This window comes from Flavobacterium sp. PS2 (assembly GCF_046250155.1).
GTDB lineage: Bacteria > Bacteroidota > Bacteroidia > Flavobacteriales > Flavobacteriaceae > Flavobacterium.
The window spans coordinates 1802473-1815974 of sequence record NZ_CP176426.1; the positions used below are offsets into that span (position 1 = coordinate 1802473).

Consider the following 13502-nt stretch of genomic DNA (forward strand, 5'->3'; position numbering starts at 1 on the left):
TTGGAATTTAATTTTTGGAATTTTATTCTAAATTTGGTTTCTTTCGAGATTGCTTAATCTCCGAAATGTTCTTTTTATCCTTGATACGTTTACGAATTACTGATTTTGGAATCTTAGTCGCTTTTCGAGGTTTCTGGATTATTAAAGCGTTTTTAATCAATTCCAAAAATCGTTTTGTTACGATACTTTTGTTTTTTAGCTGACTTCTATCTTCATCACAATTCAAGATTAAAATTGTATCTAATGTCAATCTTGTTGCTAATTTTATTTCCAAAAGTATTTTCTCTTCTTCAGATAAAGCTTGCGAATTTCGCAAATCAAAGCTCAAAACAACCTTCGAGGATACTTTGTTTACATTCTGTCCGCCAGCACCACTACTACGAACAGCTTTATAGGTTAGTTCTGTAACAATCTTTTCTATTTCCATTATTGTGGTTGATGTGCTGGTTTTAATAAATCGTTTACCGTTTTTACAGGATTAAAAGTAATTATCGGTACTGCAACAAAAACGGTTAACCATTTTGCCATTGCACCATTCCATAATCCTGGTAATTCATATCCTTTTACAGTATTTTTGCCAGCACTTTTTTCGACTATAAAACCTGCATTATGATTTATAAATTTTGTTAAATCAAACTTTTCGCTTTTATAATTTTTAATCCCACAAACTAGATCAACTGGATTAAAATGAGTTGCATTTGCTAAAATAGCTGCTTGGTTTTTGTCTGCTAAATCTACCTGAGAAGCTTCTACAATCTGAAGCGAAATTACTCCCTCTTCGTCCTGAACCCAAAATGGCCCTCCTCCTGGTTCCCCTTCATTTTTCACCATTCCGCATACGCGAATTGGCCTATCCAAAACTTCTTTTATTCGATTTATTTTATTTTCAAAAGTGAGTTTTTCAATAGCTACTTCTATATTTAGATTTTGTTTTAAAAACAAAACTACCTCAGCGATTTTTCCTTCAGTTATTTGTTGATTTTCAATATCATTTAGGTAACCAAAAACTTTATTTTGCAATTCTATTAAAATACCTGCTAATGCTTTTTTATACAAAGCAATTTTCTCTATATGATTCTGGATTACATTATCGATGTTCTTGATAAAAATAACATCAGCATCCAGATTATTTAAATTTTCTATTAAAGCACCATGTCCGCCTGGTCTAAAAACCAATTGTCCATCATCCGTTCTTACTGGTTGATTTTCTAAATCGACTGTAATTGAATCGGTACTTTTATTTTGATAAGAATAACTGATACCAATTTTTGTCCCTGACTCTTTCTCAATTTTTGTTTTAACAGCAGCAACACACTCTTCAAATTGACTCTGATGAATTTCTGAAACTGTAAAATGCAAATTAGAAACAGAATTTGAACTGGCATAATAAGCACATTCATGCAAATGTTCCTCGATAGGATTTGCAATATGAGTTTTATATTGATGAAAAGGCAAGACCGCTTTTGGTTTATTTGCAAAATCAAAACAATCCGAAGCCAATAACATTTTTATAAAATAATAATTTTTATAATCTGTGTTCAAAGAATCAAAATCAGAATATACTTCCCTTAATTTTTTATCTACAGCTTCAAAAAAAGGAAACTTATCCATCCCTATAATAAAAAGAGATAATTGGCTTTCTTTTTTTCTGTTGATATAGGCATTAATGCTTTCCTTTTCGATATTAAAATCATTTAGAAATGCATTCAAGAATTTAAACATTCTGCTTGCTGCCCCAGAAGCCGGAACGAATTTTTTTAATTTTAAATTCGATTTATTAGCATCAAACATAGCCGCTTTTGTTTCAAAATCAGCCTCTGATAAATTCAAAATCCCGTTTAAAACTGTCGCTGGGCTTATTAAAATACTTTTGCCTATTCCGTTTTTAAAAATCGTTAATTGCTTTTTAATTTTTTCAAAAGGAATTCCGTGCTCGTAAATTTGTACAAAATCGGCCGAAGAAAAACCTAATTCTTTAGCAATCGTCAAATCATTAATTATTTCTATTGCTTTGGCCAAGCGTGATTTTTTATTTCCTGATAGGGTTATATACGGTTTTTGGGTATTGATTACTGTTTCTTTAAAAACGGAGAAAACACTTTCTCGTTCTTTTGGACTATCCCGAATATCATCTTTTTCCCAAGGAACATCTATATCGGTAAGGAAAAACAAATCGTATTCGTGTTCTAGTGCAGCTTCATTTAATAATGGATTACAAAAACCATAGTACATCTCTGAGAATACCTTGGTTACCATAAGATTGGTATCGCAAAATAAATACTTATTTGCTAAAGCTAATTTTTCGTTTTCTAATTTTGTTTGTCCATAAGCAATTGGCATCATATCTTCTTCAACACAAATATGCTGATTCTCTTCCCATCTTTCCTGAAGATAATCACGTGCAAACTCAGGAACCCACTCCGTTTCATAATACGAGGCAAGTTGCTTGGCTAAAGTTGTTTTACCAGTACTCTCCGGACCGAACAAAGCAAATTTTAATATTCTTGTATCTTGTTGTTTAAGATTTTCTTCCATTCTAAATAAGCTGAAATAGCCAAAATTGTAAAAATTAAATATTGGAATGATAACATTCCTAACCCACGATAAGCATATAAAGGCACTACAATAATATCACCGATAATCCAGAGAGTCCAATTTTCTATCTTTTTCTTTGCCATATACCACATTCCTGTAAAGAATATGCCTGAGGCAAGAATATCAATATAATTATCTTTATGTAACTCATAATCGAAAAATTTATAAATGCCGAAAACTACAACAATTGTAATAAAAAACAAGATAATACCTGTTAATTTTTCCTTAATATTTGTACGTGTAATTGGCAAGGTATCTTCTTGATTTGCTCCTTTTGCCCAGTTGTACCAACCGTAAATACTCATAATCGAGAAGTATCCATTAATCATCATATCGCCTAAATAACCTGCTATATAAAGCAAATAAACCGAAATTACTGTGGCTATTAATCCTGTAGGATATACCCAAATATTTTCTTTTTTGGCAAACCAAACACTTAAAATTCCAAACACAAAAACAAGAAATTCCAAGCCAATATGCCAAAGCGGAACATTTTTATACGCATTAAGAAAAAAATCAATCATTGAGCTTGTCTGTTTTATTACTTAAATTGAATTTTAGGATTCAAAAAAATGAATATCGTTTTCAAAAGCTGTTCCTATAACCACAAGGTCTGCTCCCATTTCATATACTTTCTGAATTTGTGACAAAGCTACAATTCCACCGCCAACAATTACTGGAATATTTACATTTTGAGAAATCAGCTGAATCATTTCTAACGGAACAGCTTGCTTTGCCCCACTTCCTGCTTCTAAGTAAATTAATTTATTCCCTAACATTTCGCCTGCCAGAGCTGTTGCTAATGCCAAATCAAGATTTGTTCTATCTAATGGTTTTGTTTTGCTTACTCGTGCAACCGCAGTTTCATTGCCGCTTTCAATTAAAATATATCCTGTTGAAATAATCTCCAGATTCATTTTTTTTAAGATTGGCGCTGCCTGAACCTGATATTCGATTAAATAATCTGGATTTCTACCCGACAATAATGATAAAAATAGAATTGCATCTGCTTGTGGTGAAATTTGCGATGGGTCTCCAGGAAAAATCATAACTGGCAAATTAGTTTTTAATTTTAACTGAAAAACTAAATCTTCCAAAACAGTACTTTCGACCAAACTACCTCCTACAAAAATATGTGTTGCTGGCGATTGATTAATTTTTTGCAATAAGCTATCAAGGTTTTGCCAAGTAATTTTATCTGGATCCAAAAGAATCGCAAGTAATTTTCGATTCTCAACTTTGGCCAAACGTATTTCTTTATATATGTTTTGTAATTTTTGTCCCATAGCGAGCGTAAAAGTAAAAGTTTTTTTATGCAAGAGAACTATTTCGAATCAATTATATTTGTGTATTCGCTTTAACTAACGAAAGGAACAAACCTATGATTGCTATTGAATTACTAGAAAAATACGACGCAATACAGAAAAAATTCACAAAAACAACTGTTGTTTTTAAAGAAGGTAAGTTGCCTGCGTACTATTATCAGATTCTTTCGGGCGAAGTAAAAATGAATAATTATAATGATGATGGTCGGGAATTTATTCAGGGAATTTTCTATAAAGGTCAATCATTTGGAGAACCTCCTTTATTCTTAAATCAAAAGTATCCTGCTAGTGCTGTTATTGTAGAAGATGCCGAAATACTTTGTGTTCCTAAGGAAAGTTTCATGAAATTATTAAATGAAAACCCTGCAATAAGTATTAAAATTATCGAAAACTTAGCACAACGATTGTATTACAAATCGGTAATGGCTGCCGAAATATCTACTCATGAACCCGAACATCGTGTATTACGATTGATTGACTATGCTATTGCAAATTTTAATTTTAAGAAAGATGCAAATGGACACCTCATCAATTTTACGCGACAACAAATTGGTGATTTATCTGGACTTCGGGTTGAAACCGTAATACGTGCTATAAAATCCTTAGAGAAGAAAGGCGAATTAAAAATTATAAACCGGAAAGTGTACCGATAGTTTTTGCTTTATGATTTGAGTCATAAATGTGAGATATATGTGGACCGTAACTTTGTTACTCTAAAATTATATATCATGACACTTTATAACTCAACATTCGAAAATTTTAATAAAAGTTACATTGGCTCTGCAACTATGGCAATTATTGGACAAAGCTGTCTTGGTGCAGCTGCAGCAATGTTTGTTCTGGCTAATGGAACATCGGTAACACAAATGATTCAGCTTGCAATAATTGTTTTTGCTAATATCATTGCTAATACTTCTATCCTGGCACAAATGAGCCATAAAACGGTTTTTAACCTAATTATAACAAGCATCTTTTTTAGTATCTTGTTTATTATTACAAACAACATTTAGTTATGAAAAAACAAATAGAAAACAGAGAAGATATATCGCTTCTGGTAAACACTTTCTATACAAAAATAAGAGCCAATACTGAGATTGGCTTTTATTTTAATGATATGATTAAAGATTGGGATGAACACCTGGAGAAACTAACTGATTTTTGGGAAACCAATTTATTCGCTGTCAAAAAATATAAAGGCAATCCTATTGAAGCGCACAATAAAGTTGATGATTATTTTAACCATCAGATTTCATCGCATGAGTTCGGAATCTGGCTAAATGTGTGGTTTGAAACGCTAGATGAACTCTACGAAGGGGAAAATGTAGATACTCTTAAACGAAGAGCTAGAAAAATGAGTACGTTTCTTTATTTGAGTATGTTTGAAAACCGCTCGAAAGCTTAGCTTGTTATTATGAGGATTATTACACAAAGGTTCGCAAAAAACACAAAGAAACGCTAAGAGTTATTACTGAAACTAAATACTGTGACTATTTTTTTAGCACGCAGATTTTTTGGCTGATTATTGTATTGAGCTTTACTGATTACTGAGACTTTTTTCACTGAAACTAAAACTGCCACTGAATACTAATTGCTAAAAAACTGAACACTATTTCTCCAACGCGTAGACTAAAGTAAAGTTTTCTATTTCTTCATAGTACACTACAAAGTCTTTTACCAAATCATCAAAATGTAGGCTTGCCAATGTTTTACTTTCTTCTAACGAAAAGGAATTTACTCTAATATGATCTTTAAAACTGATTCCTTTTTCGTTTCGGATTTTGAAGATGGCTTCTTTTGCTCCCCAAATCACGGTGAGTTTTTTTATGTATTCTTCTAATGCATCGGAATTTAAATAATCGAATTCTCTATCTACAAATTTATCAGCAATTCTTAAGATTTTTTCGCGTTGGAGTTCGATATCGATTCCTACGGTTTCTTCGCTAATAATTATTGCCGAAAAATTATGCGAATGTGTAATTGATATATGATTGTGGCAACTTAAATACGGTTTTCCGAATTGGTCATAATGCAAATCTAGATCGGTAAAACCTGCTTCTTGCATAAGCATACGTACACTTAAGAATCCTCGTTTATGCAAATCGGATTTCATTCCGTTTAAACGAAGTTGTGTTTTTTCTTTTAAAACTACTTTATCAAGCAACTCTTCGAAAGACTCGGTTATCTTCCAAATTAAAATTTGTGTTGTTGGGTTAAACTGTATTGTTTGATGTAAAGGCATTTGTTTTAATTGTGAATTATAAATTATGAATTATAAATTTTGCTTCTGTCGAAAATACCCTGAAACCAAACATTATAATTTACTCTTTTACTATATTTTAAAAAATTAGGAGTTTGTATAAACTCGTAATATCTAATGTTTTTAGCCCCGATAGTAGCGGCATCCTTTTTTCATGCTTTTTTTGCATGGAAAAAGATATAGCGAATAGCGGGATTAGCTTCTCACTCTTACTATACTTTGATGGGTATTTAAATTATTCAGCTAATGTTCAAAAGATTAAGTGATTAAACATTTCACAAATCTTTTAGAAATTAGTTAAATTATAAAGTTATTCCGTAAATTTGCAAAAAATTTTACAATTACAAATATACTATAAATGAGTACTACAACTATGCCTTTTGTGGCTTTCAAAGTAAAAGACATCTCTCTAGCGGCTTGGGGAAGAAAAGAAATTGAACTAGCTGAAGCTGAAATGCCAGGTTTAATGGCGCTTCGTGCTGAATATAAAGACGAACAACCTCTTGCAGGTTCTCGTATTGCAGGATGTTTACACATGACTATCCAGACTGCAGTTTTAATCGAAACTTTAATTGCTCTTGGTGCTGAAGTTACTTGGAGTTCTTGTAACATTTTCTCTACTCAAGATCAGGCTGCTGCTGCTATTGCTGCTGCTGGAATTCAGGTTTATGCTTGGAAAGGTCTTAACGAAGAGGATTTTGACTGGTGTATCGAGCAAACTTTATTCTTTGGTGAAGACAGAAAACCATTGAACATGATTCTTGATGACGGTGGAGATTTAACTAATATGGTTATTGACCGTTACCCTGAATTGGTTGCTGGAATTAAAGGTTTGTCTGAAGAAACTACAACTGGTGTACACAGACTTTACGAAAGAGTAAAAGCCGGAACTTTGCCAATGCCTGCAATTAACGTAAATGACTCTGTTACTAAATCTAAATTTGATAACAAATACGGTTGTAAAGAATCTGCTGTAGATGCTGTACGTCGTGCAACTGACTTAATGTTAGCTGGAAAAAGAGTTATCGTTTGTGGATACGGTGATGTTGGAAAAGGAACTGCTGCTTCTTTTAGAGGTGCAGGATCTATTGTAACAGTTACTGAAATTGACCCAATTTGTGCTTTACAAGCTGCAATGGACGGTTATGAAGTTAAAAAACTAAACACTGTAATTGCTAATGCTGATATCATCATTACAACTACTGGAAATAAAGATATCGTTCTTGGAGAGCACTTCGAGCAAATGAAAGACAAAACTGTTGTTTGTAACATCGGACACTTTGATAACGAAATTGATATGGCTTGGTTGAACAAAAACCACGGTGCATCTAAAATCGAAATCAAACCTCAGGTTGACAAATATACTATCGCTGGAAAAGATATCATCATTCTTGCTGAAGGTCGTTTAGTAAACCTTGGTTGTGCTACAGGTCACCCAAGTTTTGTAATGAGTAACTCATTTACAAACCAAACTTTGGCACAAATCGAATTATGGAAAAACAGTGCTGCTTACAACAATGACGTTTACATGTTACCAAAACATTTAGATGAAAAAGTTGCTGCTTTGCACTTAGCTAAATTAGGAGTTGAATTGGAAACTTTACGTGACGATCAAGCTGCTTATATTGGTGTTCCAGTTGAAGGTCCATTCAAACCAGAATACTACAGATACTAGATTAATTTTAGATTTAAGATTATAGACCCGAAGCTTCGGGATAGATTTTTAAAATTAACTGAATATTAGAACCCTTGCAGAAATGTGAGGGTTTTTGTATTATTGTAACAATCTAAAAAACATGAAAAATTATATTTTTATCATTATTTTTTTAATTGTGTCTATTGAATTAACCGCCCAAGGCAATTCTAAATATGAATTTCAAAAAGACAGATTTGATTTAGGAGAATCTTTTTTACAAAAAGGGCAAAATGAAAAAGCAATCCAATTATTTTTTTTTGCCCATCATATTATTCCCGACAACGAACTAGGACAAATTGCATATAAAAAATACGATTCCTTAAAATCAATCGTCAGAGAAAATTTGTTGAAAAACATATCTGGAAATTGGAAAAAAATTAGCACCGATTCAAATTGGGTTATGCCCGATGAAAATGGTTTGATTGGAGAAATGTTAACAATTAATTCCAATGAAATATTATTTTTTGAGCTTTACAAAAAATCGAAAGAATGGTGTTTCATAAAAACTGAGCCAGTGATTTTTTGTAAAAAAGCAGAAATTGCAACTTACATCGACTATGATTCTAACTTTACAGAATTTGTGTATAAAAATAAAGAAGTTTGGCGATATTCTATTGATGAAAATTCAGGGATTTTAAATGCTTATTTTATTGGTTTTGAAACAGAAAATGGAGTTTCTGAGATGATATGCGGTAATTCTCACTTTCAATATTTTAAGTTACAATAATTTATCTCTACAATTTATCAAAATCTCACCCAACCAGGCATAAAAAACATTTCACTCAAAAAATTGCACGTTTATAAATATCTACTTACTTTTAATAATTAAAATAAGAATCTATTTCTCAAATACTTAAATAGTACAAACTTGAAAAAAACAACTTTTTTAATCATCTTCTTATTTTTACTTATTCTCCCGCAAATTATTTTTTCTCAGGAAAAGAAACCTAAAGTCGTTTTAGTCTTAAGTGGTGGCGGAGCAAAAGGAATTGCGCATATTCCGCTTTTACAAAAACTAGATTCTCTACACATCGTTCCCGATCTTATTGTAGGGAATAGTATGGGAAGCGTTATAGGAGGTTTATACGCCATGGGATATTCTGGCGATAGTATCGAAAAATTAACCAAAAACATTAATTGGGATAAATTACTTGGCGGAGGCCAGTCGCTAAGATCTGTAAGTGTAGAGGAAAAAAGAGAATTTCAGCGCTATTTAGTTGGAATAGGAATTAAAGATAAAAAACTAAACAGCGTTGGCTCTCTGTTAAATGATCAAAATTTAAGAGAATACCTTGCTGAATTGACCTATCCTGTATATAATGTTAAAAATTTTGACAGTCTGCCAATACCGTTTAGAGCCATGGCTACCGATTTATCCGAAGGAAAAGAAGTTATTCTAAGCAAAGGTAATCTTGCTTATGCCATGAGAGCCAGTATGTCACTGCCAGCTATTTTTAAGCCTATGGCATATGAAAAAACAGTATTAGTTGATGGTGGTGTAATGAATAATTTCCCTACAGATGTTGCCAAACAAATGGGTGCCGATATTATTATTGGTAGTGATGTAGGTGGTGGATTGGAGCCAATAGACAAACTGAACAATCTTGTGACTATATTGACACAAACCAGTATGTTCCCGAGTAATATTAAGAATCCAGCAAACCGAAAACTCTGTACGATCTTAGTCGATCATTTACCAAACTTACGTTTTTCTACCGCTGATTTTGCAGATAGTGATGAAATCTACAAAGATGGTAAAATAGCAACAGCAGAAAATCTTCCAGCTTTAATTGCATTATCCGAAAAATTAAAAGGATACACACAACGAATTCACGAATTACCAAACATGCCTCCAGAATTTGTTCTTGACACTATTGTTTACAAAAAAATTAGTCCCGAAAACCTTGCTTTGGTATTAGGAAGAATAAATCTTAAAACAAATACAAAATATACCACCAAAGATTTAATAGCAGGCATTAACAGAGCCATGGGTACCAATCTTTTTGATGAAATTACATACAGTTATTTCATCAAAGATGGCGACAAACTAGGAGTTACTCTATTTGGACATGAACGCGCCAAAAACCAACTCAACACATCCGTACATTACGATACTTACCGAGGCGTTGGAATCATTTTTAATTACACTGCAAGAAATGTTCTTGCCAGAGCATCTCGTCTTCTTGTAACAGTGGATATTGCAGAGCAGCCAAAAGCAAGAATCAATTTTCAGAAAAATTTCGGAAAAAACAGAGACTGGTGGTGGTCATCTGAACTTTATGGAGCCTTTTTAAGGCAAGAAATTTATTTTGATGGCAAAGCTTCAGATAATGTACTTTATAATTATTTTGAATTTAATAATGAGATTAACAGAAATTTAAATTCATTAAAAAGTTATTTTGGCTATGGTTTACACTATCAATATGCCAATTTAAAACCAAAATACGACAGAGAATACAATCCTAACTCAATCGACATCACCGATTACTCCTTAAACAGTATAGAATTAAACATGCATTATGCCTACAATAATATGGATAAAGTTTTCTTTGCCGAAAATGGAACAATTATAAAAGCAAATGTAACCCGCTCATTGTTAACAGATGTCTACACCTCTTTTAACGACCCAGATCAAACAAGCATATCTGGCGCAACCAATGGATATACAAAATTTGGTTTCAGCTTTGAAAAGAGAGCTCTTATAAGAAAGAAAATTACAGGAATCATTGGGTTTGATTCTTATTTTATTTTTGAGGATAAACTTAAAGACGATCAAATTTCATATTCAGATTTTGGTTATGCTTCAAAATATTTCTTAGGAGGAATTATACCAAGTTCTGGTAGTAATCGTTTTTCATTTCCTGGCCTACATGAAGATGAACTCAATGTTTCACAATATATGGGCTTAAAAATTGCTTCTCAAATAAATCTTATGGGAAAAATCTATCTAACACCCCATTTTAATATCGCAACTGTTGGGTTTGAATCTTTTGATAAATACATTAATAAGGCATTTAGTCCAAAAGGAAAATGGGATGATGGCTTCGACCCTAGCCTTGTAATATCTGGAGGTGCCGCGATTTCCTATCAATCCATTTTGGGTCCAATCCATTTTGATACTTCCTGGATAAATAATATTGACAAAGTAAGATTGTTTTTTAGTGTCGGATTATCACTAAATCCTTAAGAAAAATCGGGTTTCTTTTTTAAATCTAAACTCATAAATCTAAAATTTATAATTTGGGCGTGCCACCATTAAAAAAAATACCCAATAAGCATTACGTTCATTGGGTATTTTCTTTAACGCTGTCGGCTTCCGGATAGCTATCGGGAGGGCTTTTAGTAGCTACCTCCTATCCCTCACGCAAACAAAATCATCAAATTAATTTAAGACCATTCTTTTTACATACAGGAAGTAACTCCTAGATTATATTTATATATTAGCTATAAAACATTATTGGGATAAAGAAAATGTTTTAAAATCAAATCAAGAATTAGTTAATCATATCAACGTAATGATCTTGAATATTTTAAAACCTCAACTATCTATAATGTAAATAAACCCGATTAGATTAATTACGATTAAAAATATGATTGAAAAAGTTATATGTGAACTACATGGTTCAAAAGATATGTCTTTTGCCTGTATTCATCTTGCAATGGCAATAGACAAAAAAGAAAAAGTTGGCTTTTTTTATTCCGAAGCCGAAGAAGATCTTCCGCAAATTGCCTGGTGTGGATCATGTGAGCAATGGCTACTCGATAACGGCGAAGAGTGGAATGAAGCATTTGAAAATTTAGCCGATTTCAAAATATTATGCTCCGATTGTTATGACGAAGCCAAAGAAATACAGTTCGGAACTGATAAAATATAAACAAACATGATTTCTACAAAAGACTTTAAATTATTACCTAATAAAAATTCACTCCAGAATATCTGCAAAGCAATTTCAGTTCTGGACGCTATTATTTGCCAAGAATGGGAATATCGATATTACTCCTACAACTCTAAATGGGGAGAAGGCGAAGAATTTTTCGAAATGAGAGACGGATCTGGAGATTTAATGAATATTCTTTTTCTCGAAAATCATTGCGTAATAAATGGTTTTGCACACGAATATCAGCATAACGAGAAAAGTGATTTGACTAAAAACCTTCCTGAGATTTATAATGACTTTATTTTTGGTGAGCCTGTTGCATCCTTTGGAACAACATTTTGTTTGTGGACAAACGAAACCGAGAATTGGGAAGTTGGAACGATTGAAGATTATAATGACAACTCAGCAGAATTACTAACTATTTTTGATGGAAATCCGCAAACATATATCGATTGGGCAAGCGAGTATTTTGATGAATCTTATAAAGAAACTGGAATTCCATTAAAAATTGTAACCGAAATTTATCAAGGTAAAATCCTGACCAAAGAAATGGTTTTGTCTATTGTAGACGAAATTGAAGATTGGGAATTACTAGAAGAAGATTTAAAAGAAATAAATTACGAATACGATTTTAAATAGATAAACAGCAATGAAACACATTTTCTTCTTCTATATATTTCTCCTTATAAACTGTATGTCATTTGCACAAAATAATGATACATGGACTGCATTCTGGGATAAAGACACGACGCATACCGGATATAAAGATAAAAACGGCATTATAAAAATCGAACCTAAATTTATGGGAATGACAATTGCCAATAAATTTGATGATATTATTGTTGTTTCCGAAGAAGAAAATGAAAGTTGGAAAAACTATTATCTAACAAAGACTGGAAAAATAGTTGGTCGAGATAGTTTGTATATATTCGACAATGGTCCTGATTGCGAAAACGAAGGTTTTATCAGATTTCGAGACCCAAAAACTGATAAAATGGGGGTGTTTAATGGTGATGGCAAAATTGTAATTCCTGCCGAATATAGCAGCCTAACCAAAGTTACAAACGGAATGATTATAGCATTAAAAGGCGCCGAAAAAGTAAATGATAATCATGGTGGAGGTTGCAATCATTTTAGTTGGGCTGGTGGAAAGGATTATCTTATTGATACCAATAACAAAATCCTTATCGAGAATTTTGTATCTAATGATGAGCTAAATTTTTATTCTTTGCAAAAATCAAAAGAACCAAGCTTAGACCCGATAAGAGAAAATTTCCTTGGTGTTGATGGACAATACTATTCATTTATAAATTATGATAAAGAATTTAAATTGTGGCTAAAAAATAATTTACTCACAGATTTATCCAAAGAGAATTTACTAAAACATTCCTATGAAGAATTTTTCTATTGGAAAGAACCAGTTGGCTGGATAAATGAACCAAAAACTAAGTTCATTAATAAAAACTACAAACTCATAAAAGATAAATTGCTAGAACTTAACAAGCCTACTTGTGATTACTTTGTTACGACAGATGGCCTAAATCAATTTATCTACGAAGCAGACAAATACAATCAGTATTTTAATAATTGTAATGAATCCAAAGACTGGAAATATCCAATGAAGAGTATTATTATTAATCACCGTGATAAAAAAGATTCCACGCAGGATCATTTTGATTTCCTGAGAACCGAAAATGGATATCAATTAATAAGTGTTTCTATACGTTAAGGGAAACTTAAATAGTTTTTAG

At 32.3% G+C, this 13502-nt stretch carries 14 protein-coding genes; 9 read left to right on the forward strand and 5 right to left on the reverse strand.

The features are described from left to right. Positions 1–22: 22 nt before the first annotated feature. Genes arfB through ACJ6WR_RS07665 form a run of 4 tightly spaced genes read right to left on the reverse strand, consistent with a single transcriptional unit; the run spans position 23 to position 3881 of the window. The gene (gene arfB / locus ACJ6WR_RS07650; RefSeq protein WP_409417498.1) at positions 23–427 is read right to left on the reverse strand and encodes an alternative ribosome rescue aminoacyl-tRNA hydrolase ArfB; all 405 of its coding nucleotides are present in this window, start codon (positions 425–427) and stop codon (positions 23–25) included. Next, positions 427–2535, reverse strand: a complete 2109-nt coding sequence (locus ACJ6WR_RS07655; protein ID WP_409417499.1) for a DUF4301 family protein — start codon at positions 2533–2535, stop codon at positions 427–429. Before ACJ6WR_RS07655 ends, arfB begins: the two co-directional genes overlap by 1 nt. Beyond that, the gene (pnuC, locus tag ACJ6WR_RS07660) at positions 2496–3119 is read right to left on the reverse strand and encodes a nicotinamide riboside transporter PnuC (protein WP_409417500.1); all 624 of its coding nucleotides are present in this window, start codon (positions 3117–3119) and stop codon (positions 2496–2498) included. Before pnuC ends, ACJ6WR_RS07655 begins: the two co-directional genes overlap by 40 nt. Before the next feature lie 33 nt (positions 3120–3152). Then, positions 3153–3881, reverse strand: coding sequence for a geranylgeranylglyceryl/heptaprenylglyceryl phosphate synthase (locus ACJ6WR_RS07665; protein WP_039111842.1), 729 nt, complete (start codon positions 3879–3881; stop codon positions 3153–3155). A gap of 95 nt (positions 3882–3976) precedes the next feature. On the opposite strand from ACJ6WR_RS07665, the gene ACJ6WR_RS07670 reads away from it, so the two are divergent. The 3 genes from ACJ6WR_RS07670 (at position 3977) to ACJ6WR_RS07680 (ending at position 5322) form a co-directional block, all read left to right on the forward strand. Next, the gene (locus ACJ6WR_RS07670) at positions 3977–4573 is read left to right on the forward strand and encodes a Crp/Fnr family transcriptional regulator (protein WP_409417501.1); all 597 of its coding nucleotides are present in this window, start codon (positions 3977–3979) and stop codon (positions 4571–4573) included. Between the two features lie 75 nt (positions 4574–4648). Continuing rightward, positions 4649–4930 (forward strand): hypothetical protein, encoded by a 282-nt coding sequence (locus tag ACJ6WR_RS07675; protein ID WP_409417502.1) that lies wholly within the window; start codon positions 4649–4651, stop codon positions 4928–4930. A gap of 2 nt (positions 4931–4932) precedes the next feature. Then, positions 4933–5322 (forward strand): group III truncated hemoglobin, encoded by a 390-nt coding sequence (locus ACJ6WR_RS07680; protein WP_409417503.1) that lies wholly within the window; start codon positions 4933–4935, stop codon positions 5320–5322. Positions 5323–5526: 204 nt separating this feature from the next. Here the strand turns inward: ACJ6WR_RS07680 and ACJ6WR_RS07685 are convergent, their stop codons facing one another. After that, on the reverse strand, positions 5527–6159 hold the full coding sequence (locus ACJ6WR_RS07685; RefSeq protein WP_409417504.1) for a 4'-phosphopantetheinyl transferase family protein: 633 nt from the start codon (positions 6157–6159) through the stop codon (positions 5527–5529). 376 nt (positions 6160–6535) lie between these two features. Here ACJ6WR_RS07685 and ahcY point away from each other — a divergent pair, with 376 nt between their 5' ends. The 6 genes from ahcY to ACJ6WR_RS07715 all read left to right on the forward strand — a co-directional run bounded on the left by ahcY (position 6536) and on the right by ACJ6WR_RS07715 (position 13480). Then, positions 6536–7852: an adenosylhomocysteinase gene (ahcY, locus tag ACJ6WR_RS07690; protein WP_039111837.1), complete on the forward strand. Its 1317-nt coding sequence runs from the start codon at positions 6536–6538 to the stop codon at positions 7850–7852. 121 nt (positions 7853–7973) lie between these two features. Continuing rightward, on the forward strand, positions 7974–8600 hold the full coding sequence (locus ACJ6WR_RS07695) for a hypothetical protein (RefSeq protein ID WP_039111836.1): 627 nt from the start codon (positions 7974–7976) through the stop codon (positions 8598–8600). Positions 8601–8741: 141 nt separating this feature from the next. Next, on the forward strand, positions 8742–11060 hold the full coding sequence (locus tag ACJ6WR_RS07700) for a patatin-like phospholipase family protein (RefSeq protein ID WP_409417505.1): 2319 nt from the start codon (positions 8742–8744) through the stop codon (positions 11058–11060). A gap of 403 nt (positions 11061–11463) precedes the next feature. Then, a complete protein-coding gene (locus ACJ6WR_RS07705; RefSeq protein WP_323491490.1) occupies positions 11464–11748 on the forward strand; it encodes a hypothetical protein in 285 nt (94 codons plus the stop codon). 6 nt (positions 11749–11754) lie between these two features. Then, the gene (locus ACJ6WR_RS07710; protein ID WP_409417506.1) at positions 11755–12390 is read left to right on the forward strand and encodes a hypothetical protein; all 636 of its coding nucleotides are present in this window, start codon (positions 11755–11757) and stop codon (positions 12388–12390) included. A gap of 55 nt (positions 12391–12445) precedes the next feature. Continuing rightward, the gene (locus ACJ6WR_RS07715) at positions 12446–13480 is read left to right on the forward strand and encodes a hypothetical protein (protein ID WP_409417507.1); all 1035 of its coding nucleotides are present in this window, start codon (positions 12446–12448) and stop codon (positions 13478–13480) included. Positions 13481–13502 lie beyond the last annotated feature (22 nt).